This is a genomic window from Ruegeria sp. AF2 (genome assembly GCF_056542025.1).
The window spans coordinates 765,499-792,088 of the sequence record NZ_JBQFZC010000001.1 but is presented as its reverse complement, the minus strand read 5'-3'; the positions used below and the strand labels follow the sequence as shown (position 1 = coordinate 792,088).

Genomic DNA, 26,590 nt, shown 5'->3' with positions numbered 1-26,590 from the left:
GCACGGGGGTGAAAGCCCCGTTAACGATTGCGCTTGCGCCAGCCGCCACGACGCTTGGGGGCTTGGGCCGCCTGCAAACCCTCGGTCAGGACCTGCGTCATCGGATGATCAGCAGCCTGTTCCGAATAGACTGCGTGTAGGTTGGTCAAGGCCTGATTTTGATCAAGCTCTCCGGGCAGGCTCAGCGCCCAATCCAGAAAGATGCTGCGACACTCGGGCAAGGTGATGCCTTCAATGCGATACGCCTCGCGGATCAGGCCTTTGTGGTCATTCGGATCATCACTGCGTGCCATCTTCAACGCCTCCGACAACTGCGCCAATCAACGAGGCCGCAGTGCTGTAATTGTCTTGCAACGCGGATTGCAGCTGTTCGACCTGATCGAACCCGGTCGCCCGACACAGAAAGGCCGTACCGCCTTCACCGATCTTGTCGGCCTCGATCACCTTTCCCGACAGCAGACGCGCCGCACATTGCACCGACCAGCATAAATCGTAACAACCCTTCAGGGTTTGCGCCTGTGCGACATCCAGCAGCCCGACAGCGACCGCCCCGTCCAGACCCGAATGGACATCGCGCTGGGGGAATCCGGCCAGCAATGCGCCCGTCTCTGCCATCAGCTCGATATCCATCATGCGGCCCGGCCCATTCTTTGCGTCCCAAACGCCCGCTGGTGCTTTGGCTGCGGCCAGTCTTTCGCGCATCTCGGCGACTTCTTTCAGCACCTTCTGGTGGTCGCGCGTTTGCGATAGGAATTCAGCGCGGAAGCTTTCGATATCCTCGGCCAGACCGGCGTCGCCTGCGACCACATGGGCGCGGGTCAAAGCAAGGTGTTCCCACACCCAGGCCTCATTCTGCTGATAGTTGGTGAAGCTGACCCAGCTTGTAGCCACCGGCCCCTGATTGCCCGACGGGCGCAGACGCATGTCGACCTCATAAAGCCGTCCCTGCGACATTGGCGCGCTGAGCGCCGTGATCAGAGCCTGGGTGAAACGAGCGTAGTATGTCCGCGTTGCCAGCGGGCGAGGGCCATCGGACATGTCCTGATCCTGAGGATCGTAGATGACAATCATGTCCAGATCGGATTGCGAGTTGATGCGCCCTGCCCCAAGTGACCCCATGCCCAAAACCGCAGCGCCACGCCCGGGCGCCGGTCCATGCTTTTTGGAGAACTGGTCGACAACGCAGGGCAGAACCGCCGCAATCACGGCCTGCGCCAGTTCGGCATATTGCTGCCCGGCCTGCGCCCCATCGATCAGTCCGCGCAGATGATGCACACCGATGCGAAAGTGCCATTCCTTGCACCAGCGACGTGCGAGATCGAGCTGTGTTTCATAGTCGCTTTCCTCTGCCAAGGCCTGCGTCAAGTCCGACTGCAAGGTCGCCTGCCCGGGCCAATCGCTGAAGAAACTGCCACCAATCACCGCATCAAAAACCGAGGCGTTGCGCGACAGATGGGTGGCGAGCGCATGTGACGTCCCAACGATATCGACCAGCAGATCAATCAGATGCGGGTTCGCTTCGAACAGGGAAAACAGCTGCACTCCAGCGGGTAATCCTGCCAAAAACCCATCCAGCGCCAGCAATGCTTCGTCGGGTTTCGCAGTTTTCGCCAATCGCGCTAAAAGTTCCGGTCTGAGCCGCTCGAATATCCGCGCACCACGCTGCGATCGAAGCGCCGGGTAAGTCGGCCAGCGGGCCAGCACACCCTTGTCAAACTCAACCTCCTGAAGCGGCTGGGGTGCCGCGCCTGGTCCAGGGGCGAAGAACCCTTCGGTCAGTTCGTGCACTTCGGTCAGGCGGCGGGTCAGTTCGGCGGTCAATTCGGCGCTGCTGATCCCCATCAGGCACGCGACCCGTTCGAAACCGTCCTCTGAACTTGGCACCTTATGGGTCTGCGCGTCATGCACCATCTGGATTCGATGCTCGACCTCGCGGTGGGCACGGTAATGATCGGTCAGCTTCTCGGCGACATCTTCGGGCACCCAGCCTTTTGAGGCCAGCGCCGCCAGACCGGGAACGGTGCCCCGGACGCGAAGGTCTGGATCACGTCCGCCCGCGATTAATTGGCGGGTCTGGGTGAAGAACTCGATCTCTCGAATACCGCCCTGCCCCAGCTTCATATCGTGGCCGGGAATCGAGAGGCTTCCGCCCGTTCCCTTGTTCTCGCGTATACGCAGTCGCATGTCATGAGCGTCTTGAATGGCGGCAAAATCCAGATACCGCCGCCAGACGAACGGGCGCAATGTATCGAGGAATCTCTGACCTGCCGCGATATCCCCGGCGCAGGGGCGTGCCTTGATATAGGCCGCACGCTCCCACGTGCGCCCAAGACTTTCGTAATACCGCTCGGCCGCTTCCATCGCCAGACAGACGGGCGTGACTGCAGGGTCGGGGCGCAATCGCAGATCGGTGCGGAACACATAGCCATCCGCCGTCTTGTCGCTGAGCGTGGCACAGAAATTCCGCGTGGCGCGCACCATGCCCTGTCGCGCTTCGTAGAAATCATCGGGATCAAAGCGGGTTTCGTCGAACAGCACGATCAGATCGATATCCGAGCTGTAGTTCAGCTCATGTGCGCCCATTTTGCCCATCGCCAGAATGACCATACCAGCTGCGGTTTCGACATCATTCTCGGTCATACCCGGCAGCTTGCCGCGCCGGATCAACGCAGCAATTTCGGCCTTCGCTGCCACATCTGCGGCCAAAGCGCCAAAGTCGGTCAGCGCGGCAGTTACCTTTTCCAACGGCCACGCACCTGCCAGATCGGCCAGCGCCGTCAGCAAGGCCATGCGCCTCTTCGCTTGCCGCAAACCGGGTTTCAACTGATCCGACGGCAGCGCGCGCGCCGCGTCCATCACTTCCGACAATGCCTGGTCCGGTTGCTGCAACGCGTGTGGCAACCAGTTCCTTTCTTGGTCAATCAAACCTTTCAGGTAGGGGCTAGAGCCCGCAGTTCCCGCGATCAACTCCCCCTGCTCGGCAGTCAAATCGGGCAGCGCCGCGCGTGTTTCGTCACCCAGATCGGTATGAAAAGCGCGCGGCAAGCGGTTGATAACAAGAGGCTGGCTCATGACCGTTCCAGTGGCGTGTCCTGGCTGAAACTGTTGATCCAGACGTCGTGACGCCGCTCCCACAGGGATGAGATCAGCATCGCCTCCCATTCCTGTGCTTCGGGGCGCAGATAATCTGCCCTGTATGAGAGCAAAACCACATCCGCCGATAAGACGCGCAACCTGGTATCGCTGAGTTCATATTGCGCCATCGTAGGCGCATCGGCGAACTGGCCAACATGATCGTCGCGATTGGCAAAACCCGTTGGATACACGCCCAGAAAATCGGGGCTCAACAGTGCCCGGTCCGCCTGTGCATTGCCTTCAACCAGCGCAGTCCATACCTGTTTTTCCAGCGAGAGGATCTGATCGAGTGACGGTGGGCTGGTGTTTTCAATATCTTCCATTTGCCTATGACTTGTGACGGCCGAAAATCAGATGCGGCCAGCGCACATGATCGGACAGAGTTGGCTTAGCCCTGTCCGATTGAACAGCAGATAGGGCCGAATGTCCAAATCGTTATAGCCACTGATCCACTGGCGGCAAATCGAAAGTGAACGGGTTTTCAATCCCCTGCCCGGCCAAATCCCACTCATCATAGTGCTCGTCTTCACGAAGCTGCAAAAACACCGCCTCAAGCTGATCGTTCAAACTCACCAACTCGTCCCAGGCGTCACCCATATGAGCCTGGAACATCGCCAGTTGTTGGAACAAGCCATCTGGCAAAGGGCCAAATTCCACACTCCCCAGATCGCGAGCTGGGAAATACATATCCTCTTCAAACTCAAAGTAGCGCGACATTCCGTCGTTAAAGTCAATTTGGCCATCGAACGAGACCGCAGCAAATACTTCATAAAGACCGGTCTCATTTATTTCGAGCTCGAACGACACCTCGAAACTAAGTGCAAAATCAGAAATTCCGTTTTGGTGAAGCTTGCCTGCGATCTCGACGACCTCGTAATAGCCGTATGACGCCAATACCAGATCGCCATTTGTATCGAACCCATGCACATCGAACATCTCCCCCTGTTCGCTGGCTATAGACAGATGCTGAAACTGTGCTGCCTGACTAATGTGAACGCCCTCAAATCCAAAGGCTGACCGGGCCTCATAAGAAACAGGTATGTCCGTTCCATTCATGCTTATGGTTTCAAGCGCGACTTGCTGTGTATGGTACAGCTCGGAAATGAGCGTGGCGCTTCCGCGTGTCGCGATCTCGTGGTTCACCATCGAAAGATTGAACTCAACCTCGTGAGACCCAGCAACTTGATACGCGCTGACCGTGCTGTCGATCACCCCGTCCCAAAACCCGCGCAGTTCGATATCCGGCAGATCTTCTTTCCCTTCGAGATCATGGGGATCTAGGTTCAAAAAAGGCAAATCGACCTGATCAATCGAACTAGATACGCCGCCTTGCGAAGCTAGGCCTGGTTCGGTCGACAAGATGAAACTCTCCTCTGACCCGAACGGCCAATGAGTTGTGTTCACAACATTCATTTCAGCGACCTCCCTTGATTGCTCCTCGGAAAACTATGTATGCAGCCATTGCGCAAACCCTATGGAAGGGTTTGATTATTAAGCGTTCTTAATGAAACGTTTAACCGATGGGCTGCGTCGCTCGGCCTGAATTACTGAGACGTAAATCCGCTATAGTTGAATACTCTATACTGCAGTAGATCAGAGGAAGCGGGATAATTGCGAATGGACCTGAATTGGCGTGTAAAATATGGGCTCAAATGCATTTCCTTAGTTTGAAAATCTCATGAGCCCAATGGTTTTCAAGAAGGCCTTGAACAGCTATTTACGCGGTCTGCTGTTTTCTGGGACATAAAAGTGGCAAATGCCCAATGTCTCATGAAGCCAATCAAACAAATAGTTTTGGGCGCTGGTAAGAATGGCTTAGCCAAGCCATGAGTTGTTTTCATTGAATATCTGGCCAGGGTGAGCGCCCTCCTTTAGGCCAATCAGAACGTGCATATAGCCATCCTCCAAGCCAATACGAGAAGCGCAGCGATAGATCTCCAGTTTCAAAAATAGAACTGGCATTGCCTATGCCTAGACAATGCCAGCGCAGGCAGCTGGGAGGAAAGATTGAACTGCCTAATATTTCTGACCTTCGTCGTGAAACCCGCTTCTTACAGATGCACGAAGAGATCACTGCCCTCTACTGATACATCGAAGCGTCTCGTTTTAATGGACGAATCCACAAGAAACTCACCGCTGCGAATGTCGAATTCCCAACCGTGCCAGGCGCAACGGACGATTTCACCGGCGCGATCATAGACAAATTCGGTTGAGTCCGTTTGGCGGGTCGTACCGCAGACCGGGCCTTCGCAGAGGGCCGCACCTTTGTGAGGACAGATGTTGAGCAAAGCGTGATAACCGTCGTCGAGTTTGAAAACGCCGATGGGCATGTTCGAAACTGTGACGATCTTTGCCGCGTCGCTGGGGACTTCATCAGTTTTGCAGGCGAAATACTTGTTTGCCATGGTCGATGTCTCCTTCTTTATTCGGCGGCATGCGCCATCGGGCGTGGCAGACGGGTATATACGTCCAACGCATTGAGTCCGAAGATCTTCTCGCGCCATGCGGGCGGGACATGCAGCTTGTTGACGTCGTCGTAGTCCCAATGCGGATAGTCCGACGCGAACATCAGGGTGTTCTCTCCATCCATCGCCTCAAGCGTGGCCCACAGGTGCTGGATATTCGCGGGCTGCTCCAACGGCTGGGTCGACATGCGGATGTTCGACTTGAAGTACTCGGACGGCAGACGCTTGAGCCACGGCGTTTCCTTGCGCAGCGCCTTGTAGTTCGCATCTAGACGCCAAAGAACCGAGGGCACCCAGGCGACGCCACATTCGATTATTACCACTTTCAAGCCCGGCCATTTCTCAAACACGCCGTGGGCGATCAGGCTGGCCATGTGGGTCATGGCCGTCTGCGGCAGGATCGCGTGGGTTTCCCAGAAAAAGGTCGAAGGCCCGGCCCCGATCGGGGTCGAGTTGATGCCGCCCTGTCCGCCGAGATGCATAGCGAATGGCAAGCCCATTTCGGCGCAAGCCTCATAGATCGGGTGATAGAACGGGTCGCCATAAGGGCGTGCGGCACCGTGGCTCACCAAAACTTGAACGACACGGGGGTGGCCGCCAACCCGGCGGATTTCAGCGGCGGCCAGATGCGGGTCCTGCGGTGCCACCACGATCGAGCCCCAGAACCGCTCGTCCTTGGGCAGCCAGTAGTCGATCATGTAGTCGTTATAGGCTTTGCACAGCGCATTGGCGTAATAAGGGTTGGCCAGCGTTGAGGCTTCGATCGGTTCGTCGCCGGTCAGGATCGCAACGTCGATATTGTATTTATCGAGGTGCTTTTCCTTCATTATCAAGTAGTTGTCGTCTTCCTCAACCGGGTTCACGTCATGGCGGGCAAATCCTTCGGGGTGGAACCAGGGACGATGGCCATGTGGGAATGCACCACGTGGGCCGGTGCGTTCACCCCGGACGAACATGTCCTTGAAAAGACCTTCCATGTAGGGTTCCAGAACCGTGGCGCTGCACCAATAGTTGTGGCAGTCGCAATCGACGATGAACATGAACTTCTCCTGTTGCTGGCGCCAAAAGGGCGGGCTTACATCTTGTTCAACGATGCTTGATATCTGCGAAACTTTGGCAAATAAATACAATTGAAACGCACCTATCGATCGGGATTACCGATTAAATGAATCGCCAGCTTTTAGTGACCTACATGGATGTTCTGGAAACGCGGAACTTCAACCGCACCGCCGAACGTCTGAATGTGACCCAATCCACGGTCAGCGCTCGCATCCGTCAGTTGGAGCAGGAGCTGGACACACGCCTGTTCGAACGGGGGCGCGGCGGGGCTGAACCCACGGCCGCCGGGCGCCGCTTTGAGACCCATTGCCGGTCACTGCTGGCTGCTTGGAGTCTGGCACGACGCGATGTTGAGGCGGGTGGCAGCGGCAACAGGCAACGCTTGCGTATATCAGTTCAGTTCAGTTTGGCCCGATCCGTGCTGATAGACTGGACTAAGGCAGTCAGGGAAAGAAACCCGTATCTGGACCTGTATCTCGAGGCGAATTTCTCACAACAGATACAGCGGGATGTTCTGACCGGCGAGACCGATATCGGTATTGTTTTTGTCCCGCAGCGGGCGCCTGACATGTTTGTCAGCGAATTGGGCAGCGAAAGCTATGTAATGCTGTCCACCGATTGTGACCGGATCGAGGACGTTCCATGGACGCGCTACATTCAGGTAGCCTACACATCATATTTTGACCGCCAGCATGACGAGGCGTTTTTGGATCAGCCGCAAAGCTCGACCCTGGTGGGCAGCAATGATCTGGCTTTGGATTTCCTAAAAGCCAGCGGCGGAACGGCATATTTCCCCGGATTTGCCGCACCGGGTCTGTGTGCCGAGTATCCAACATTGCAACAGGTTACTGACGCACCAGTGATCCCACAGCCCATCTATTCCATCGTGCACGTTCGAAAACGCCATGACCCGCTGGTGGCGCAAGCTGTCACCCTGTTCAAAGAACTAATCCAACACAGATCAATCGCTCTAACCGATTGATACCGCAATTCTGCACCGTTTTTCAGTCCCCTCGCACCATTATCCTCGCGCGAACCCTATTCTGGAGGTTTCCGCAAGATGCTCGTTGCGACGGACAGTCCGTTTTCCCTGAGTTCAGCCAACAACCAACCCTGCTACGCAGGTGGGCCTGCCACTTTGACCTGCAAAGCGGTGATCGATGAAACGCATGACAGCAAGACCTTCGTCTTTGAAGACACGCAAAGCCGCAGCTTCGACTTCAAACCAGGCCAATACGTGACCTTCTGTTTCGAGATCGAGGGCAAGCAGCATGTACGCGCCTATTCGATTTCGTCCACGCCGACCCGGCCCCACAACATTCAGGTCACCGTCAAGCGCGTGCCCGGTGGGATTGTGTCCAATTATCTGAACGATCAGATGGTCCCCGGAACAGAGATCGAGATTGCAGATATCACCGGTGGCTTCAACTGGGTGGATATCCCCAGCGATAAGCCATTGTTCCTGTCCGGTGGCTCGGGTGTCACCCCGGTCATGTCGATGCTGCAATACGTCACCGACGTGACCTTGCCGAAAGACATCGTTTTCGTGCATTTCGCACGCTCGCCTAGGGACATCATTTTCCGCGACCAGCTTGAGTTTTTGAACCGACGCTTCGCCAACGTGACCATCCATACCATTGTGGATGAAGCGAATGATGGGTTTGAGGGTGAAATCGGTCAGATATCGGCAGATTTGCTGCAGCGACTTGTGCCTGATCACGCCGAGCGCAGCATTTTCATGTGCGGTCCCGAAGGGTTCATGAAAGCAGCCCGTGATGTGGCTTCTGTCATTCCGTTTGCCGCTGTCCACGAAGAAAGCTTTGGCGAAAAGATCACTATCGAAGAAAGCAGCGGCACGGGGGGTGAGGTCTATTTCTCACTCAGCGGTCTGCACGGTCATGCCGCCGAGGGCGAGACCTTGCTAGAGGCTGCGCTGAACGCAGGCGTCTGGATCGACTCGGCCTGCCAGCAGGGCGTTTGCGGCAACTGCAAAGTGCGCCTCACTCAGGGCGATGTTGAGATACAGGACATGGGCGGCCTGCAACCCGGTGATACCGAGCAAGGGTATGTGCTGGCCTGTTGCAGTTGGCCGAAAGGCCCGGTCGCGCTCGACGCGTGAAGCGGAGATTCAAAGGGAGGAATACAAATGTCAATGAAACCACCACTATCGGAACTTCCGATAAAAACCGCTGACAACGGTTTTTACCGGGGGTTCAGCGTCAACGTGACGGTAATCAGCAAGATCGTCATCAGCCTGCTGGTTGTTTGGTGCATAGTCTGGCCAACACAGGCGGGTAGAATTCTTGGCGATTGGAATGCCGCCATTCTTTCGCAGTTTGCTGCCTGGTATATCTGGGTTGTTACCGGGTTTGTCATCGTCTGTATTGGGCTGGCCATCTGGCCAACTGCTGGACGTATGAAACTTGGCGTAGAGGGCGAGAAACCCGAGTTCTCTAACTTTTCCTGGTTCTCGATGATGTTTGGCGCGGGCATCGGTGTCGGAATGTTAACTTGGGCGGTCGCCGAACCTGTCGCGCATTTCAAGAACAATCCATCCGTTATTCAGGGGGTGACGACTGCACTGGATGCAGACAATGTCCGAACGGCGTATGTGTGGTCATACCTGCATTGGGGTTTCGGGGCGTGGGCATGCTATGCGATAGCTGGCTTGGCGCTTGCTTTCTTCAGCTATCGTCGCGGACTGCCGCTGACGATCCGCTCCTCATTGACCCCACTGTTTGGTAAATCACTGTCGGGCAACCTCGGTCATCTGATCGACATCGTCGCCGTTGTCGCCACTATTCTTGGGGTAGCCCAGACGCTCGGCTTCGGTGTTGAACAGTTCGTTGCAGGTCTCACACGCATCGGCATCGGTGGGCTCGCACAGCCCGATGGTTCTGCGACAAACTTGGGTATCGTCGTCGCTCTACTTGTCATCATGGGCGCGTCGACCTTGTCGGCCCTGTCCGGTGTTGGCAAGGGCATCAAATGGCTATCGAACATCAATATGGGCCTGTCGATCTTCCTTCTGGGGTTCTTCATCCTGTTCGGAGCGACCTTCTTTGGCGCCAAAGCGTTTTTTGTAGGCATATGGGACTATGTGGTCGCGCTGCCATGGCTGAGCTTCAACGTATACACATCTGATGGTGTTGAAGGGTCGGAAGCGTTCCTTCTTGCGCAGTGGCAAGGCTGGTGGCCGGTCTTCTATTGGGCGTGGTGGATCGCGTTCGCACCTTTCGTCGGTTTGTTCCTGGCGCGGATTTCCAGAGGCCGGACAATCCGTGAGTTCGTGTTGGGCGCGATGATTGTTCCCGCACTAATGTGCTTTGTCTGGTTCGCCTGGGCCGGAGGCACGGCAATCGACCTGGAACTGAACGGAGACGCAAACGGCGTCATCCTGGATGCGGCGAACGGTGACAAGATCTTCGCGATGACAGAACACATGCTTGCTCCGATTGCAGAAGCATTGGCGTGGGCAATGGCCGCTGTGATCGTTGTCCTGCTGATGACGTTCCTTGTCACGTCTGCAGACTCGGCCGTGCTGATCGTGAATACGATCAACGCAGCTGGCGACGAAGGTCCCAAGGCAAGGCCTCACATCATGTTTTGGGGCGCAGCTCTGGCACTTGTTGTCGGGGGCTTGCTTGTCTCAGGTGGTACCGGAGCCATCCAGACCGCTATGGTGATAGGTGCATTGCCCTTCTCTATTGTAATGGCGTTGATGTGCATCGCACTGATCAAAGCAATCTGGAATGATGGGCGGCGCGAAGCAGCGGGCATCGCGACAACAATCTCAGCTGAAGCAACGACTATGCCAGCCGAATAGAGGTTGAGCTAATATCTTTGATTGGCCTCCGGTATTTCGGAGGCCATTTTCTGTCTGGCCCTCAATGCCAACCCATCAAAGGTGTGAGCAAACTGAAACTGATTCAAATCTGTATTCCAGTTTGAAGTTGTTTGCGACAATGTCGGCCAATGTGGACGCTTTACTACAAGTATCGCCCCGCACTTTTTTGCCGACAATCGAGGTCGCGCACATGATCCGTAAAGGTCAGCTAACGCTTGGAGTCTGTTCCTTTCAAAAGCTCAAAGAACTGACCACTTTATACCGCAGGTCAGATGCATTTATTAGAACTTCAGGAGGCTTCGCTGTAGAACCCTTATGCATTCATGCGGCACCATCGGCCTTCGTCTTGACCGATGCCAGTACGCTTGAGATTAACGCCATACCCAACAAACCGTCACAAAGACCGGGCAGTAAGTGGTCCGCCTTATCCTCACATCGGATCAGTTCGGCGGCCTCGGCGTAGAAGGTTGCAAAGCCTTCCAAATATCCTTCAGGGTGGCCCGGAGGGATACGAGTTGCTCGTTGGGCGGCTTGCGGCAGCACCGATCCTGATCCACGTGTCAGGAGCTGCATAGGTTGGCCAAAGCGGGTGAATTGTAGGTGGTTAGGGTGTTCCTGTGACCACTCCAGACCACCACGTTCGCCATAAACCCGCAAACGCAGGCCGTTTTCGTTTCCCACGGCCACGTGACTGGCCCATAGCATTCCACGCGCGCCACTAGCATAGCGCATCAAGACGTGGGCGTTGTCGTCCACCTGGCGGCCCGGAACCAAGCTTGAAAGGTCGGCGGCAAGGTGCGATGGCACTCCGCCCGTTACAAAATGTGCCAGATTGAACGCGTGAGTACCGATATCACCAATTACACCAGCACCGGACCGAATTGGGTCGGTGCGCCGGTCGGACTGGTTGATGTCCGATGCGGTGGGTACGGCCAGCCAGTCTTGCGCATATTCCACTTGCACCAACCGCAGCTTGCCCAACTCGCCCGCACGCACCATGCCACGTGCCTGACGAACCATTGGATAACCCGTGTAGTTGTGAGACAGTATAAAATGAGCTGATGACGCTTGTCGGAAGCGCAGAATGGCGTACTCGGCATCACGTTCGGTCTCAAGATCGCCCTTCTTTGCGAACCAGGCTCTTATGTGCCCGAATAGTTCGGTATCCGGATCGTAAACCTGTTCGAGATCTTACGAGTCGATGACGGGTTCATACAGTTTTCGAACCTGACATGGTGCCCTGTTCAAACCACCATGCTGCAGATTCAGTTTTTGACCGATGCTTAGGTCATCTGGCTTAATACCTATCATGCGACACTGATTGAACGTCTTGGCCCCCTGCTGTCGTCGTCAAAATTGACATGATTCAAAACCGCGTTTGCGCTGTTGCCACTTTATAGAAGCCGGTTCTGTCGTAACGGGACCCGTTGCAATCTTTTGACCATTGACCTTGGTGGATCTAGCGCCTGTTTGGCGAAAGGTATTATCCAGTTGACGGTCTGCTATTGGTCTCCTTCAAAAGGCGGTTCAGTGCAGCGTGGTCCAAGACTACGCTCCGCTCCGACATGGTTTCTTCTGGGTCCCGGCAAGAAACACGCTAGCGCAGGTAGTGGAAAACCGCGTGGATGATCACTTCATAAGGAAAAAGTGCTCCCTTGAGTAAGATCAGTACATACCGCTCCTGTCTGTTTTGCGAACGCCGCCAAAAGAACTACCTTGCAAGAGACATTTGGGATCGTAGATTGCGACAGAACCTATCTGGTTTGGTCCGAAAAACATCGTTTTCAGGCAAGGCTGTGAGTGTTCAGGGTAGTGTGTTGCAGACTTCAGCCATATCGATTGAATGACCACCGAAGTCTGCAGATGTTGCCTGCCCCGGACCTGCCGAGGCAAGCGTGCGCACCCCTACTTCAGTGCCCAATGCGGGCTAAAATCACGCTGCCGCAATCTGGCGAGCCTTTTCGACCATGACCTCAGCCTGGCGGATCGAGGCATAGTCGATCAGACGACCATCCAGCGACACCGCACCTTTGCCTGCGGTCTCGGCCTCGGCCATAGCAACAAGGATACGCTGCGCCTTGGTGACTTCGGCATCGCTGGGTGACATGACCTCATTCGCCAGAGCGATCTGGCTGGGATGGATGGCCCATTTGCCTTCGCAGCCCAACACCGCCGCCCTTTTGGCAGCTGCCTTATAGCCTTCAGGATCCTGGAAATCACCGAACGGACCATCAATCGGACGCAGACCGTTGGCACGGGCGGCGACAACCATACGGGCGAGCGCGTAGTGCCACATATCGCCCCAATGGGTCGCGCGCGTAGCATCGCCATCCGGGTCGGTCAGAACCGAATAGTCGGGGTTCACACCACCGATGATCGTGGTCCGCGCGCGGGTCGAGGCTGCATAGTCCGCCACACCGAAGTGCAGGCTCTCATTGCGGTTCGAGGCCGCCGCGATTTCGCTGACATTCTGCATGCCCAGAGCGGTCTCGATGATATGCTCGAACCCGATGCGTTTCTTGTAACCCATCGCGTCTTCGATCTGCGTGACCATCAAATCGACGGCATAGACATCTGCAGCTGTGCCGACCTTGGGGATCATGATCAGGTCCAGCCGCGCACCGGCTTGTTCGACTACATCCACAACGTCGCGATACATGTAATGCGTATCCAGCCCGTTGATGCGCACCGACATTGTCTTGCTGCCCCAGTCGATATCGTTCAGGGCTTGAATGATGTTCTTGCGGGCCTGCTCTTTTTCATCCGGGGCTACCGCGTCTTCGAGATCTAGGAAGATCACGTCCACCTCCGAGTTCGCGGCTTTTTCGAACATGCCGGGCTGGCTGCCCGGCACGGCGAGTTCGCTGCGGTTCAGGCGCGCGGGGGCCTGTTCGATGGCATAAAAGCTCATGGTTTTTGCTCCTTTGAAGAAGGGTGCGTCAGATCACGCGGTCACGGGGTGGGCGACCAGCGAAGAAGTCGCCCAGATTGTCCAGCACGCGAAAGCCCATGGCTTCGCGCGATTCTTTTGTTGCGCTGCCCAGATGCGGCAGCATCACCAAGTTGTCGCATTGCAACAGGTCAGGGTTGATGCGCGGCTCGCCGTCGAAAACATCCAGCGCGGCGCCGCCGATCGTGTCGAACATCAGCGACTGCACCAAAGCGCGCTCGTCCACCACCTCACCGCGCGCGGTGTTGATCAGGAAGGCGTCGGGCTTCATCAGGTCCAGCCTGCGTCCGTTGATCAGGTGCCGGTTCGCAGCCCCGCCGGGGCAATGCAGCGAGACAAAGTCGCAATGCGGCAGCAGATCATCCACCGTTTCGACTTGGGTCGCATCGAACTGCTTCAGCACGACGGGCGACACGGCGCTGCGGTTCTGGACAAGAATTTTCATGCCAAACCCGTGATGGGCGCGACGGGCCATTTCCTGACCGATGCGGCCAAAGCCGATGATGCCCAGCGTCTTGCCGCTGACCTTGGTGCCGACCAAATGGGTCGGACGCCAGCCGGTCCAGCCGCTTGCGCGCAGCTCGCGCTCGCCCTCACCGGCGCGACGGGCGACCATCAGAAGCAGGGTCATGGCCAGATCGGCGGTGCATTCAGACAGAACATCGGGCGTGTTGGTGACCGTCATACCCAGATCACGGGCCGCCGGTTCACAGATATGACTGTACCCGACGCCGTAATTGGCCAAAATCTTGGTCTGAGCTGCGGCCACGTCCAGCGCCTCGGCGCTAAGCGTGTCGGTGACGGTGGGCAGAACCGCGTCGTATGTCTTCAACGCGTCGCGGAGTTCCGCCGGAGACATCGGAATGTCCCCGGTATTCAGCACGGCGTTGTAGTTTTCGGCCAGTTGCGCCTCGACGGCGGCAGGCCAGCGACGGGTGACAAGGACCGAAGGTTTGACCATCACGCGGCCTTTCCCATGACACGGGCGATAGTCTCGCCGATCACCGCGGGGTTTTCAGCAACCGTTACACCAGCCGCTGACAGGATTTCCACCTTCTCGCTGGCGCTTTCGCCAAAGGCCGAGATGATCGCCCCAGCATGGCCCATGGTCCGGCCCTTGGGCGCGGTCAGACCCGCGACATAGGCCACAACAGGCTTGGTGACGTGGTCACGGATATATTCTGCAGCCTCGGCTTCCTGAGGGCCGCCGATCTCGCCGATCATAGCTATGACCTCGGTGTCTTCGTCCTGTTCGAACCGCTCAAGGATATCGCGGAAGGACGAGCCGTTGATTGGATCGCCGCCAATGCCGACGCTGGTTGAGACACCGATGCCGCGCTCTTTCAACTGCGCCGCAGCCTCATAACCCAGCGTGCCCGAGCGTCCGATGATCCCCACAGTGCCCGGCAGGTAGATATGTCCCGGCATGATGCCCAGCAGCGCCTTGCCGGGGCTGATGGTACCGGCACAGTTCGGACCGGTCAGCACCATGCGCTTGTCCTTAGGATAGCGGTACATGTAGCGTTTTACGCGGATCATGTCCTGCGCGGGGATGCCGTCTGTGATGCAGACGCAATAGCGAATACCGGCATCTGCGGCCTCCATGATCGAATCCGCCGCAAACGGCGGAGGCACGAAGACAAGGCTAGCCTCGGCGCCAGTGGCCTCAACCGCCTGTTTGACGGTGTCGAATACGGGTACGCCTTCGACGGCCTCTCCGCCTTTGCCGGGAACAACGCCGCCAACGACGTTGGTGCCATATTGCACCATATCCTTGGTATGCAGGCGCGCCATGCGTCCGGTGATGCCCTGAACGATGACGCGGGTGTCGCGGTCCAGAAGAATGCTCATTACACAGCCCTCATCTTGGTGTTTTGGGACAGATCGTTGCGCCATGCACCCACAGCGCGTTCAGCGGCTTCCATAAGGGTTGTCGCGCGGATGATTGGCAGGCCCGATTTGGCCAGGATTTTCTGACCTTCCTCGACATTGGTGCCCGCCAGACGCACGATGACCGGCAGGTCGATTTCCAACTCGCGCAGCGCCTGTACTACGCCCTCGGCCACCCAGTCACAGCGGTTGATGCCTGCGAAGATATTGACCAGCACCGCCTGAACGTTGTCATCGGACAGTACCAGTCGGAACGCCTTGGCCACCCGCTCGGGCGAGGCACCGCCACCGATGTCCAGAAAGTTCGCAGGTTCACCGCCAGCCAGCTTGATGGTGTCCATAGTGGCCATGGCCAAACCGGCACCGTTCACGATACAGCCGATATTGCCGTCCAGTCCGACATAAGACAGTCCGCGATCCGCCGCGCGGCTTTCGCGCGGGTCTTCCTGACTTTTGTCGCGCAATTCAGCAACCTGCGGATGGCGAAACAGGGCATTGTCGTCAAAGCTCATCTTCGCGTCCAATGCCAGAACACGGTCGTCACCAGTGATGACCAGCGGGTTGATCTCGACCATAGTCGCGTCCAGCTCGCTGAACGCAGCATAGCAACCCTGCAGGGTACGGACCATGTGCTGAGTTAGGCGAGGTTCCAGCCCAAGATTAAACGCTATTTCGCGGGCCTGAAACTCCTGCAGTCCAACGGCAGGTTCAACGATTGAGCGGACGATACTGTCGGGGCGCTCAGCTGAGATTTCTTCGATCTCCATCCCACCTTCCGAAGAGGCCACGATCATCACCCGCTGACTGGACCGATCCAGCACAAAGCCCAGATAAATCTCGCGATCAATCGGTACGGCGGCCTCTACATAGACGCGGTAGATGCCTTTGCCCTCGGGGCCGGTCTGGTGCGTCACCAGCTTGCGGCCAAACATCTCGTCACAAGCCTCGTATATTTCGCTTTCCGAGTTGCACAGCTTTACACCACCGGCCTTTCCACGCCCGCCGGCATGGACTTGCGCCTTAATGACCCACTTGTCACCACCCAACTCACGCGCGCGATATGCCGCTTGCTCGGGGCTGTAGGCCAAAGCCCCCGAAGGGACCTCGACGCCGAAATTCGAAAGAAGTTCTTTCGCCTGATATTCATGGATATCCATCTGCATTCCCTCCCGTTATGCAGCGATAGATGTGCCGTAGCGACTTTCCAAAAGTGCTTCGATGGCTTCGAAATCAACCGAGCCGCCCATCTCGCGGATGGCCTGGGCGAACAGCCTGACGATGCGACTGACCGATTGGTGGGTTAGCTGGTTCAGGATGCCGATACGGACTTGAACCGGGGCGCTGAGCGTGGGCCAGATGCCAAAGCCACGGGCGCGGCAGTTCTGTACCAACTCCATCTCTCGACCCGCCAGCTCTGCGGGCAGGTTCAGCACCACAAGGCTGGGCATGTCCGATGTGACCTGGCAACCCATCGCGGTGACGGCGTCGCGCAGGACGGCCTCATGCGTGCGATAGGAATGCGCACGTTTGGCCAATCCCTCCTGCAGAGTCAGGCGTAGCGATTCATGGAAGGCGGCGACCGCATAGCCCGAATGGGTACGGTGATAGGTGCCCTTTTCCACGTCTTGCCCATCAACGATGCCCCAGTGGCGTGCTTCGAAAATCGGGTTGTGGACGTATGTATAGGCGCCGGAGGTCTTCAGCGCGTCGATATAGGCGTCGGTGAAGCTGACCGGCGCATAGGTCAGCGGTAGGCAGCACAGCCCTTTTTGCGGGCACGAGGCCCATCCCGCGACACCCGGATAGTCATCGATGCGTAAATCCGCGATACCCAACGACGATACGGCATCGATCAAACCCATCACATCGTGGCGTTCACAGGCATCCGAGAAGCCACGCAGGTCGTTGACCCGACCCGACCCGGTTTCCCAATGCGCCATGAAGGCCCACTTCGGTTTGTGCGTGGCCAACACCTCTTCGACCATCTCGCCTGTGACGGGCTGGCCGTGGGGAATTTCAATAACGGCGACACTCGCGGCTTGCGGGTCCAGAGGGTTGGTCGCGTGCTCTTCCGGTGTTGCAGCCTTGATCCGCAGAGTCATCGCATCGATGCCCGAGAAGGTGCCATTGGTGAAGGCCACAACCTTGTCACCCGGCATCACCGCCGAGAACATGGTGTCCAGCCCACTCCATCCGGTGCCAGCAACCGCGAAGGTATGGGTGTTGGCGGTGCCCCAGATCAGACGCAGCATGTGCTTGCATTCGATCATGCCACGCAGCACGTCGCTCTGCATGTGGTCGGCAACGCCGGCGCTGGCAAACGCCTGCAAAACACGTGCGTCGGTGTTTCCCGGTCCTGGGCCAGCGGCCAGCGTCTCGGGGATGTCGAGCGTTGGATAGATCTGAAACGTCATGTGCTCCTCCTATGCGTCGGGTGTGTTCGATACCGCCGATCGCCTTGACCCAGAGGAAAACTGAAACTTGCGCCGGGGCGCAACGTAACTTACTACAGCTTTAGCATATCTTGTTAGGTGAGTATTAACCTACCCATTTTGGTAAATATGCCAATGTATACTGAAAGCATCCCCACCAAAGTGGGTAGGTTTAGATAAAATCAGACGGGAAAACAATGTCCGACACATCTCAACGCCCCATTGATGTCATGCTGGCCAACAACAACCCTTTGGTGCTGTCGGCCATGTCCGAGATCTTCGAGCGCGACCCGCGATTCTCTCTGGTGGCCACTTCAGCGACCGCCGAGGGATTTCTGGGCACAGTCATGCGGGTGCCTGTTCAGGTGGGGATCGTGTCCTGGGAACTTCCTGCTTTGGGCGCGGCAAAACTGATTGAGGTTCTGCGCGAGCAGACCAACGCGCCACGCTTTGTGGTCTATGGGGACGAGGCTGGGGATGTACCGCGTCAGGCTATGCAGGCCGGGGCCGCAGGGTTCGCGCCGCGTTCGGGCGAGGTCGAAGGCTTGCTGGAAACCTGTGTCGATGTCGCTAAGGGCAAAATGGTATTTCCCTATATCGACGTGCGCAAAATGCATCAGAACCCTTTGCAGACTCTGTCGCGCAAGGAACTCGCTATCCTTGAGGCACTGGCGCAGGGCATGTCTAACAAGGAATTGTCGAAAGAGCTGCAGATTTCGACCAACACGGTAAAGTTCCATCTGTCGAACATATACGACAAGCTGTCGATCAAGAACCGCGCGCAGGCGATTGCCTTCTATTACGCTTCAAAACTAGACAACGGAAACTCGTGAACTGCGAAACCTCGTGGCGTCCGTTGCTAAGGTTTAGATTGTTAAGCGGCTGGTTCAGCGAATTGATGAAACGGACAGATTCCGGGTATGATTTGACCTTTGCGGATCATATGCGTCACTTACCTTTCGTCGAGCGTTACCCCCGCTGATTTGAGCGCGCTGCTCCAGCCGATCTGAGGTTGAGCTTATGAATGACATTTGGGCCATGGACATCGCGTCGGACCGGCTGGCGTAGATCAGGGGCAAACCAGCGGGCTATGCCTACTATGAGGCGTTGTCGCTGTGCACTGAATTTCTGGACGCAGATATACGCTGATGCTCTAGCCCAGATTTTGTGCCCGTAATTCTCGGATATACACGGGACACCAAATTTCTATTAGGCCGCCCAAGGGCAGCGATTCAGTTGGGGGACCCGAACCTGATCGCAACCCTCGTTGCCTTCGTTCTGTAGTAAGCTCGGTTCGAACACGGCTTCGAACTCAGAGCCTTTCACCCTGACTTAACTGGTCGAAAAAGAGCTTTTCCATAGTCTTTGCGACCCGACCACCGTGAGCGGATACATCAACGGGCAGTAATAATCGCCTTCGGTTGTCTTTCGAGCATTCTTTCCCGACGTTGCGCTGAATATTTCAATCATGCGCCCTGCGCATTGCCTGCCATCCGCCGCGGCAAATGATCTTGTACATCAACTAGTTTCAACGATTGAACGCATCAATTAACAATTTTGATAAGCAACATGCCATTGCTACCACTCGACCTCTGACGCAATTAGTTAAAAAAAACCGGCTAGGAATAAGAACAAAGCTTTGACGTCGTCAATCTGGATTTGACAAGGACTTCGGCAAAAGTGACGGCACATGCAACGCCATCTACCACCGGCAGGCCGAACTCTTCGGACAGTTGTGACATCAGATCTGTCATGCCAGCGCAGCCCAGAACAATCGCTTCCGCTCGGTTTTCTTCGATTGCGGCGCGTATCTCTGCCCGTATTATATCGATGGTCTTGGGGTCGTTTTCCTCCAGCTTCAAAACCGGCACATCCGAAGCCCGAACCCTGACACATCTGCGATCTAAGCCGTATCGCAACAAGTTTGCCTCTAGCCCTGCTAGAGATCGGGACAAAGTGGTGATGACGCTAAATTTTGGACTGATCATGGACGCCGCGTGGTAGGCCGCCTCCCCAACGCCGATGACTGGCGCCGAAGTGACGCAGCGCACGGCGTCGACTCCGGTATCATCGAAACAAGCAACAACAATTGCGTCCGCATCAGCATGCGCCTTCACGACCTCCAGAAGACCGGGTACACAGGTAGAGACATCCAGATAGCCGTGAATGCTGGCGGGGCCTTCTTGCGAATTGGCGGCAATGATCGTGGTTTCGGAATGCGCAGCGGCCCATGCAGCTTCTTCGATCTTTCGCGTCATGGAGGCGGTGGTGTTGGGATTTACAACAAGCAGTTTCACAGCGTCCTCACACTTCTCCGCCCAGATAGGCGGCTTTGATCCGGGGACCAGTGAGCGAAGAAACCAGAAAACGACTTGCTGCAATTATCCATGTCGAAATTTGAATAAAACCATGGCGCGCTTCACCCCGCTGATTGACCCGCCCGGTCAGACGCTGGATTCCGAAAAATGTAAATCTTTTTCACATACCCCCTTGCAACCACCTATCCCCCCTCCCATCTTGGTAATGTGAAAAGCATTTACATCCTAACTGGAGAGAGCACATGACCGCATTGTCCGACCACGCCGTTCCCCAAAATCCGGGATGGCTGCACCGAAGCGAAGCCTGGCTTGATAGCAAGGGCAAAGGCGCCTGGATCGCCGCAATGGTCCTTGGCTTTATCTTCTTCTGGCCCATCGGCCTGGCCTTTCTTGCCTATATGATCTGGAGCAAACGCATGTTCAGCAAATCCTGCAGCCGCCGTTCGTCGTGGAACAGCCACATGAGCGCCATGAAACCTTCGGGCAACAGCGCGTTTGACGCCTACAAGGCCGACACCCTGGCGCGTTTGGAGCGCGAACAGAAAGACTTTGAGGCGTTCCTGCACCGCCTGCGCGAAGCCAAGGACAAGGCCGAGTTCGACGAGTTCATGGACGAACGCGCCCGCGATAATCGTGATGACGAAAACGGCGAACAACCTGCCTAATCGCGGCTTGCCCTGTCCCGCCCATCGGGACAGGGTGTTTCTGCACAATACCCGGATTACAGTCTATGTCTCATCTGCCTGACCCCGACAGCCAACCCGAATTCTACCGATCCGTAGCGACCAAGCGCTTTTTCGCGTGGCTGTTCGACATCGCCTTTATCTCATTGCTCTGTACAGTTGCGATTCTGCTGACCTTTGGCATGGGCTTCTTCATATTGGCGCTGATCTACGCAGTCATCAGCTTTGTCTATCGCGTTGTTACCATCGCCAACGGCTCGGCCACGCTGGGGATGCGCTTCATGGGGATAGAATTGCGTGACGCCTTTGGCGCCCGAATGGATACGGGGAAAGCCATTGCACATACGGCAGGTTACTTTGTCAGCATGGCGATCCCGGTACTACAGATCATTTCGGTCATCATGATGATGACCAGCGCCCGCTGTCAGGGCCTGACCGATGCCTTCCTCGGCACCGTGATGATCAACCAGCGCGCCTAAAAACACCTGAGTGAAACACTTGGCTGCGCCAAAAACCGTTGCTATCATCGGTTCCGAGGAAATGCGGGACCTTCATGCGACACACGCTGCCAATTGCGCCACAATTCTATGTGACGGCACCCCAGCCCTGCCCTTACCTTGAGGGCAGGATGGAGCGCAAACTGTTCACCGCCCTACAGGGGGAAGGTGCGGATCAATTGAACAATTGCCTTTCACAACAAGGATTTCGCCGCTCGCAGAACGTTCTGTATCGCCCGTCCTGCACCGACTGCGCCGCCTGTCTGTCTGCCCGTATCGATGTGTCAGCCTTTCAGCCAAGCAAAAGCCAAAAACGGGCCCACAAGCGCAATTCCTACTTGATCCGACGTGCAACATCGCCCTGGGCAACGGATGAGCAGTTCGACCTGTTCCGTCGGTATCTGGACGCGCGCCATGCGGATGGCGGCATGGCCGATATGGATGTCTTCGAATTCGCCGCGATGATCGAGGAAACCCCGATCCGCAGCCGAGTCGTAGAATATGCCGATCCCGAAACCGGCGAGCTGATCGCCGTCAGTTTGACCGATGTACTGGATGACGGGCTGAGCATGGTTTACTCATTCTACGATCCAGAGTTCCAGCAAAGCTCGCTGGGCACTTACATGATTCTCGACCATATCGAGATCGCGCGCGAGGCTGGGTTGCCCTATATTTATCTGGGCTATTGGGTGCCCGGCAGCCCCAAGATGGGGTACAAGGCCAAATTCGCGGGCTTGCAGGTCTATATGCAGGGTGAATGGCAGCGAATTAAAAATCCCGAGCAGTGTGACCATACGGCCCACCACCCCCTATCGTCGGCCCCGATTGCCGAGCAGGTGGCCAACATCCAACTGCCTGACCGCCACCCCACCAAAGGTTAATCTATCATGCGTCAGAGCCTTCATGCGGTGACGCTGGTCGTTCCGGATTATGACGCAGCGATCGCGTTCTACACCAAAGTGCTGTGCTTTACTCTGACGCAGGATATTGATCTGGGCGATGGTAAACGCTGGGTGCGGATCACGCCTCCGGGCTCGGATGGTGCTTCGTTGTTGCTGGCCAAGGCGGTGGGCGCGGAACAGATCGCATCGGTCGGCAATCAAACCGGTGGGCGCGTTGGCTTTTTCCTCGAAACAGATGATTTCTACCGCGATCACGCGGCGATGCTGGAAGCAGGCGTAGGATTTGAAGAGCGCCCGCGCCATGAACCCTATGGAATTGTCGCCGTCTGGCGGGATCCTTTCGGAAATCGTTGGGATTTGATCGAATTTTCAGCACCTGTATCGACAAAATAAATACATTTTTTTCATCACGTTAAACTACCTTCCGCCATGCTGCGCCCAATTGTTAAGCAATCTTAATCGACCTTCCCCCGCCCGTGCGATTGAAAGTTGACGCTAGGTCACCAAATTAGCCGCACTTCTAAACGTCCAGCCCAAACCTGAAACCCGCAGCTCAATCAGACGCTGACCGGGCTGGCTTTATTGTCGCTACGGCAGGCCTCCCACCCTGTCGCAGAGGTTCTGAAGGAGGGGGAAAATGACATATGCCGCACGCCGACTGGTTTCGGCCACGCTGACGACCCAGATTCTGGTCGCGCTCGCCTTGGGCTCGATCTTTGGTCTGGTCTTGAACTATCTCGATATCGCTGCGCTCAACGCAACACTTGTGCAGGGTGTGCTGTCCATGTTTGGGCAAATGTTCCTTAATGCACTTCAGATGCTTGTTGTGCCGCTGGTTGTGTTCTCACTGCTGTGCGGCGTTGTCGGCATTGGCGATGTCAAATTGCTGGGCCGTGTCGGAGGGCTGACCTTCGTTACCTATCTGGCCACCACCGCCTTGGCCGTGACAACTGCCTTGATCTTTGCGGGCCTCATTGGGCCGGGCACAGGATTCACGAGCCTGCATCTGGCCGGTGATAGCGTAAGCGTCGCCGACCCGCAGACCACTTGGGAAATACTGGCGAACATCATCCCAAAGAACCCGATCAACGCTCTGGCCAATGGTGAGATGCTGCAGATCATCTTCTACGTGATGGTCGTTGGTATTGCAGTGCTAATGATGGGCAGCCGCGCCAAGGCCTTTGTGGAAGGCTGCGAGTTCATGAATGAACTGGCGATGAAGATCGTCAATATCGTCATGGCCTTCGCCCCCATCGGCGTCTTCAGCCTGATTGCCAAAACCTTTGCGATGGAGGGCTTTGGCTTATTCGGACCGGTGATCGGCTATCTGACCACGATCAGCCTGACGCTGGTATTCCATCTGTGTGTCACGTTGATGGCGCTGCTGTATTTTACGACCGGGCTGAGCCCTCGGGTATTCCTGCGCAAGATGCGCTCGGCGCAGGTGTTTGCGTTCTCGACCTCAAGCTCGAACGCGACAATTCCGGCCAGCTTACAATGCGTGACTCAGAGAGTCGGCGTTGACCGTTCCGTGGCGTCGTTCGGTATTCCCCTAGGGGCGACGATCAACATGGATGGCACCGCAATCATGCATGGAGTGGCGACCGTTTTTCTGGCTAATGCCTATGGCATTGATCTGGGGCTAAGCGGTTATCTGACCGTGATTTCAATCTCGGTTCTGGCCTCAACCGGCACGGCAGGTGTGCCCGGTGTGGGGATAGTGATGCTGGCGATGGTTCTGAACCAGTTGGGTATGCCGCTGGAAGGCATCGGCATCATTCTGGCCGTCGACCGGATCCTCGATATGATGCGGACGGTTGTGAATGTCACTGGCGATGCGGTGGTGACCACCATTGTCGGGCAAACGGTCGGCAAGCTGGACAAGGCCACGTTCGACAATCCCAATGCCGGACTTGTCGAGACCACAGACCTTGCAATCGATCATGCCACTGAAGCGGAGTTTGAAAGGCTGACACACCCACAGCCGAATTCCTGAAAAACAAACGGAGGCCCTAATGGGCCTCCGTATTCGTCAGTCTATGCGACAGATCAGTTCGGGATCAGGTCAGGAACGATGGTTACAATCGACGGGAAGAACCACAGGATTGCGATGCCCACAACCTGAATGATCACGAACGGTATGATGCCGCGATAGATGTGGCCAGTGGTGACCTCTTTCGGCGCAACACCCCTGAGATAGAACAGCGCAAATCCGAACGGAGGCGTCAGGAACGAGGTCTGCAGGTTCACCGCCACCATGATGGTCACCCATTTCGGATCAAACGATCCGCCATAGATCACGGGGCCCACGATCGGGATCACAATGTAGATGATCTCAAGGAAATCCAGCACAAAGCCAAGAATGAACAGCACCAGCATCACGATCAGGAAGACCGTGAATTCATTATCAAAGCTGCGCAGGAACTGCTGGATATAGTGCTCTCCACCAAAGGAAATCACCACCAGGTTAAGCAGTTGCGATCCGATCAGGATGGTGAAGACCATCGACGTCACCTTCGCTGTCTCACGCACCACCGGTGTCAGAACCCCGCTTGAGAACAGCACCCAGCAGCCGTAGATCAAGCCGAACAGCGCATAGAGGTAGGCCGAATAGGCGATGATGAACGCGATCCAGCTTTCAACTGAAACATTGCCCTGATTGATGCGCAGATCAAAGTTCACTCCCATCACCAGTGCGATGATCACTGCAAAGGTTGACCAGATGATCACTTTGCCCGACCGGTTCTGATCCTGAAGTTTCCGATAGGCCGCTAGCATGATCGCTCCACCCGCCCCCAGTGCCGCAGCCGGCGTAGGGTTGGTGACACCGCCAAGGATCGAACCCAACACCGCGATGATCAGCACCAGCGGTGGGAAGACCACACGGATCAGATCATTGGTCGCGCAACGGGCGGCAGCTTCTTTGCACCCATACATTGCGAGCGCAAAAGGTATGGCGAGTATCAGGAACGTAGCCCCGGACGAAGTCGTTGGCGCGATCAGCAACACGTCGACCAACAACATCAGCAACAGGCCAATCGCTCCGACGATCAGAGGCTGCGGCGCTTGCGACGGTGCAATCCCGCGACCCAGCACCAGCGTCAGACCCAACAGCACCACAATAACGGCGACGCCGTTGCCGATTGGCGCTGCAGCGGCAATCTTGGCCTCTTGCGCAGCAGCCAGTTCCTCTTCGCTCAGACGCTGCGCTTCGGACGAACCACCTGCTTCGTCAATCGCTTCCTGCTCGGCCACGGCCTGATCCCAGGCTGATTGCCCATGCAGTTCGATCATCGAAGCCTTACACTCTTCGGACACGTTCGTGCGCAGCGAGGCGCCCTGCCCGATATCCGTAAATGCCGAGACCGAGATGTTCTGGCTGCCAATCACTCCCGCGCTTCCCAGAAGCACCGTGCCAACAATCAGAGCAACCGGAGCGCCCAGCAGCCAGGTCAGCCCTTCCGAGCGCGTGATGGTTTCACCCGAGCCTCCCGACAATTCAACAGCCGGGGCCTTTTCCGGGTTCAACAGCGCATAGCCAAAGGCATAGAGCGCATAGAGCAGCGCCAACATGATCCCAGGCAGCAGCGCCGCCTGGAACAGTGTACCCACCGAAACAACTGCAGGTTCGCCCAGATAGGTCAGCGCGTCGGTGCACCCGGCCTCAACCGCGCGTGTTTCCTGCGCGGTCGAATAGAGGTCACCAGCCAGTGTACCTAGCAGAACGATCACGATGGAGGGTGGAATGATCTGCCCCAACGTACCCGAGGCCGCGATCACACCTGTCGCCAATTCCGGCGAATAGTTGTTACGCAGCATGGTCGGCAGGGCCAACAGTCCCATGGTAACAACGGTCGCGCCGACGATTCCGGTCGAGGCAGCAAGGAACGCGCCCACGACCACAATCGAGACCGCAAGGCCACCGGGCAGCGGGCCAAAGACGCGCGCCATCGTGGTCAGCAGGTCGTTTGCAATTTTTGAACGCTCCAGCGTGATGCCCATCAGAACGAACATCAGCACCGCCAGCAGCGTCTCGATCGACTGCCCGGCCAGAACACGTTCGTTCATGCGGTTCACGATGAAGGAAACATTCCGGTCCAGCGCGGTTTCCCAGCCTTGTACAAAGACCGGCTCGGCGATCCTTGGCAAATCCGGGTATCGGAACACGGATATCACGTCAGGTTTGACGCCAGAATTCACCACGTCGCGGTAGGCTTGCGAGCCGGTGTCGATCGCCTGGTGGATCAACAGTCCGGCACTATCCAATGCAGCGATAATCCCGAACGAAATCACCCCGGCCCCACCGATGGCAAAGGCCACGGGGAAACCCGAAAGAATGCCTCCGAAGAGGCAGAAAAATACAATAATGAGGCCTATCTCGACGCCATCAAGTCCGAATAGCATTGTCTGGT

At 56.6% G+C, this 26,590-nt stretch carries 23 protein-coding genes; 9 read left to right on the top strand and 14 right to left on the bottom strand.

All coding sequences use genetic code 11. The annotated features are described in order from the left end of the window. Positions 1-20: 20 nt before the first annotated feature. From ACR0NM_RS03865 to ACR0NM_RS03840, 6 genes are all read right to left on the bottom strand, one after another. On the bottom strand, positions 21-293 hold the full coding sequence (locus ACR0NM_RS03865) for a hypothetical protein (RefSeq protein WP_170396636.1): 273 nt from the start codon (positions 291-293) through the stop codon (positions 21-23). Beyond that, entirely contained in the window at positions 280-3,072 is a 2,793-nt protein-coding gene (locus ACR0NM_RS03860; protein WP_480613307.1) for a [protein-PII] uridylyltransferase family protein, read from the bottom strand. The genes ACR0NM_RS03865 and ACR0NM_RS03860 overlap by 14 nt, the downstream gene beginning before the upstream one ends. Further along, on the bottom strand, positions 3,069-3,458 hold the full coding sequence (locus ACR0NM_RS03855) for a nuclear transport factor 2 family protein (RefSeq protein ID WP_170396632.1): 390 nt from the start codon (positions 3,456-3,458) through the stop codon (positions 3,069-3,071). The genes ACR0NM_RS03860 and ACR0NM_RS03855 overlap by 4 nt, the downstream gene beginning before the upstream one ends. Positions 3,459-3,570: 112 nt before the next feature. Beyond that, entirely contained in the window at positions 3,571-4,494 is a 924-nt protein-coding gene (locus tag ACR0NM_RS03850; protein ID WP_480613305.1) for a hypothetical protein, read from the bottom strand. A gap of 692 nt (positions 4,495-5,186) precedes the next feature. Further along, positions 5,187-5,540: a Rieske (2Fe-2S) protein gene (locus ACR0NM_RS03845; RefSeq protein WP_170396629.1), complete on the bottom strand. Its 354-nt coding sequence runs from the start codon at positions 5,538-5,540 to the stop codon at positions 5,187-5,189. A 17-nt stretch (positions 5,541-5,557) separates the two neighbouring features. After that, entirely contained in the window at positions 5,558-6,640 is a 1,083-nt protein-coding gene (locus tag ACR0NM_RS03840; protein WP_170566039.1) for an amidohydrolase family protein, read from the bottom strand. Between the two features lie 125 nt (positions 6,641-6,765). Here ACR0NM_RS03840 and ACR0NM_RS03835 point away from each other — a divergent pair, with 125 nt between their 5' ends. The 3 genes from ACR0NM_RS03835 (at position 6,766) to ACR0NM_RS03825 (ending at position 10,485) form a co-directional block, all read left to right on the top strand. After that, entirely contained in the window at positions 6,766-7,641 is an 876-nt protein-coding gene (locus ACR0NM_RS03835; RefSeq protein ID WP_170396625.1) for a LysR family transcriptional regulator, read from the top strand. Between the two features lie 78 nt (positions 7,642-7,719). Beyond that, entirely contained in the window at positions 7,720-8,778 is a 1,059-nt protein-coding gene (locus ACR0NM_RS03830; protein WP_480613303.1) for an FAD-binding oxidoreductase, read from the top strand. Positions 8,779-8,805: 27 nt separating this feature from the next. Continuing rightward, entirely contained in the window at positions 8,806-10,485 is a 1,680-nt protein-coding gene (locus ACR0NM_RS03825; protein ID WP_170396620.1) for a BCCT family transporter, read from the top strand. 342 nt (positions 10,486-10,827) lie between these two features. On the opposite strand, the gene ACR0NM_RS03820 is transcribed toward ACR0NM_RS03825, so the two are convergent. The 6 genes from ACR0NM_RS03820 to ACR0NM_RS03795 form a co-directional block, all read right to left on the bottom strand. Beyond that, a complete protein-coding gene (locus ACR0NM_RS03820; RefSeq protein WP_480613301.1) occupies positions 10,828-11,526 on the bottom strand; it encodes a Gfo/Idh/MocA family protein in 699 nt (232 codons plus the stop codon). Positions 11,527-12,439: 913 nt separating this feature from the next. Then, on the bottom strand, positions 12,440-13,417 hold the full coding sequence (locus ACR0NM_RS03815) for an HpcH/HpaI aldolase/citrate lyase family protein (protein WP_480613299.1): 978 nt from the start codon (positions 13,415-13,417) through the stop codon (positions 12,440-12,442). Positions 13,418-13,445: 28 nt separating this feature from the next. Continuing rightward, complete coding sequence (locus ACR0NM_RS03810; RefSeq protein ID WP_480613915.1) at positions 13,446-14,417, bottom strand: 2-hydroxyacid dehydrogenase; 972 nt, start codon at positions 14,415-14,417, stop codon at positions 13,446-13,448. Next, the gene (gene sucD, locus ACR0NM_RS03805; protein ID WP_170598132.1) at positions 14,417-15,307 is read right to left on the bottom strand and encodes a succinate--CoA ligase subunit alpha; all 891 of its coding nucleotides are present in this window, start codon (positions 15,305-15,307) and stop codon (positions 14,417-14,419) included. The genes ACR0NM_RS03810 and sucD overlap by 1 nt, the downstream gene beginning before the upstream one ends. Continuing rightward, complete coding sequence (locus tag ACR0NM_RS03800; RefSeq protein WP_480613297.1) at positions 15,307-16,503, bottom strand: malate--CoA ligase subunit beta; 1,197 nt, start codon at positions 16,501-16,503, stop codon at positions 15,307-15,309. Before ACR0NM_RS03800 ends, sucD begins: the two co-directional genes overlap by 1 nt. Positions 16,504-16,518: 15 nt before the next feature. Beyond that, a complete protein-coding gene (locus tag ACR0NM_RS03795) occupies positions 16,519-17,760 on the bottom strand; it encodes a pyridoxal-phosphate-dependent aminotransferase family protein (RefSeq protein WP_480613295.1) in 1,242 nt (413 codons plus the stop codon). Between the two features lie 215 nt (positions 17,761-17,975). On the opposite strand from ACR0NM_RS03795, the gene ACR0NM_RS03790 reads away from it, so the two are divergent. Further along, the gene (locus tag ACR0NM_RS03790; RefSeq protein WP_255612072.1) at positions 17,976-18,611 is read left to right on the top strand and encodes a response regulator transcription factor; all 636 of its coding nucleotides are present in this window, start codon (positions 17,976-17,978) and stop codon (positions 18,609-18,611) included. A gap of 786 nt (positions 18,612-19,397) precedes the next feature. Here the strand turns inward: ACR0NM_RS03790 and ACR0NM_RS03785 are convergent. Further along, positions 19,398-20,075, bottom strand: coding sequence for an aspartate/glutamate racemase family protein (locus tag ACR0NM_RS03785; protein ID WP_480613293.1), 678 nt, complete (start codon positions 20,073-20,075; stop codon positions 19,398-19,400). A 263-nt stretch (positions 20,076-20,338) separates the two neighbouring features. Here ACR0NM_RS03785 and ACR0NM_RS03780 point away from each other — a divergent pair, with 263 nt between their 5' ends. The 5 genes from ACR0NM_RS03780 (at position 20,339) to ACR0NM_RS03760 (ending at position 24,174) form a co-directional block, all read left to right on the top strand. Then, positions 20,339-20,761: a DUF2852 domain-containing protein gene (locus tag ACR0NM_RS03780; RefSeq protein WP_170396606.1), complete on the top strand. Its 423-nt coding sequence runs from the start codon at positions 20,339-20,341 to the stop codon at positions 20,759-20,761. Positions 20,762-20,826: 65 nt separating this feature from the next. Beyond that, positions 20,827-21,258 carry an RDD family protein gene (locus ACR0NM_RS03775; RefSeq protein WP_480613291.1) on the top strand — a complete coding sequence of 144 codons (432 nt, stop codon included), beginning with the start codon at positions 20,827-20,829 and terminating at the stop codon, positions 21,256-21,258. Positions 21,259-21,332: 74 nt separating this feature from the next. Beyond that, positions 21,333-22,157 (top strand): arginyltransferase, encoded by an 825-nt coding sequence (locus ACR0NM_RS03770; RefSeq protein ID WP_170396602.1) that lies wholly within the window; start codon positions 21,333-21,335, stop codon positions 22,155-22,157. Between the two features lie 6 nt (positions 22,158-22,163). Then, on the top strand, positions 22,164-22,571 hold the full coding sequence (locus ACR0NM_RS03765) for a VOC family protein (protein WP_170396600.1): 408 nt from the start codon (positions 22,164-22,166) through the stop codon (positions 22,569-22,571). A gap of 244 nt (positions 22,572-22,815) precedes the next feature. Further along, the gene (locus ACR0NM_RS03760; RefSeq protein WP_480613289.1) at positions 22,816-24,174 is read left to right on the top strand and encodes a dicarboxylate/amino acid:cation symporter; all 1,359 of its coding nucleotides are present in this window, start codon (positions 22,816-22,818) and stop codon (positions 24,172-24,174) included. 53 nt (positions 24,175-24,227) lie between these two features. On the opposite strand, the gene ACR0NM_RS03755 is transcribed toward ACR0NM_RS03760, so the two are convergent. Continuing rightward, positions 24,228-26,582: a TRAP transporter large permease gene (locus ACR0NM_RS03755; protein WP_480613287.1), complete on the bottom strand. Its 2,355-nt coding sequence runs from the start codon at positions 26,580-26,582 to the stop codon at positions 24,228-24,230. Positions 26,583-26,590 lie beyond the last annotated feature (8 nt).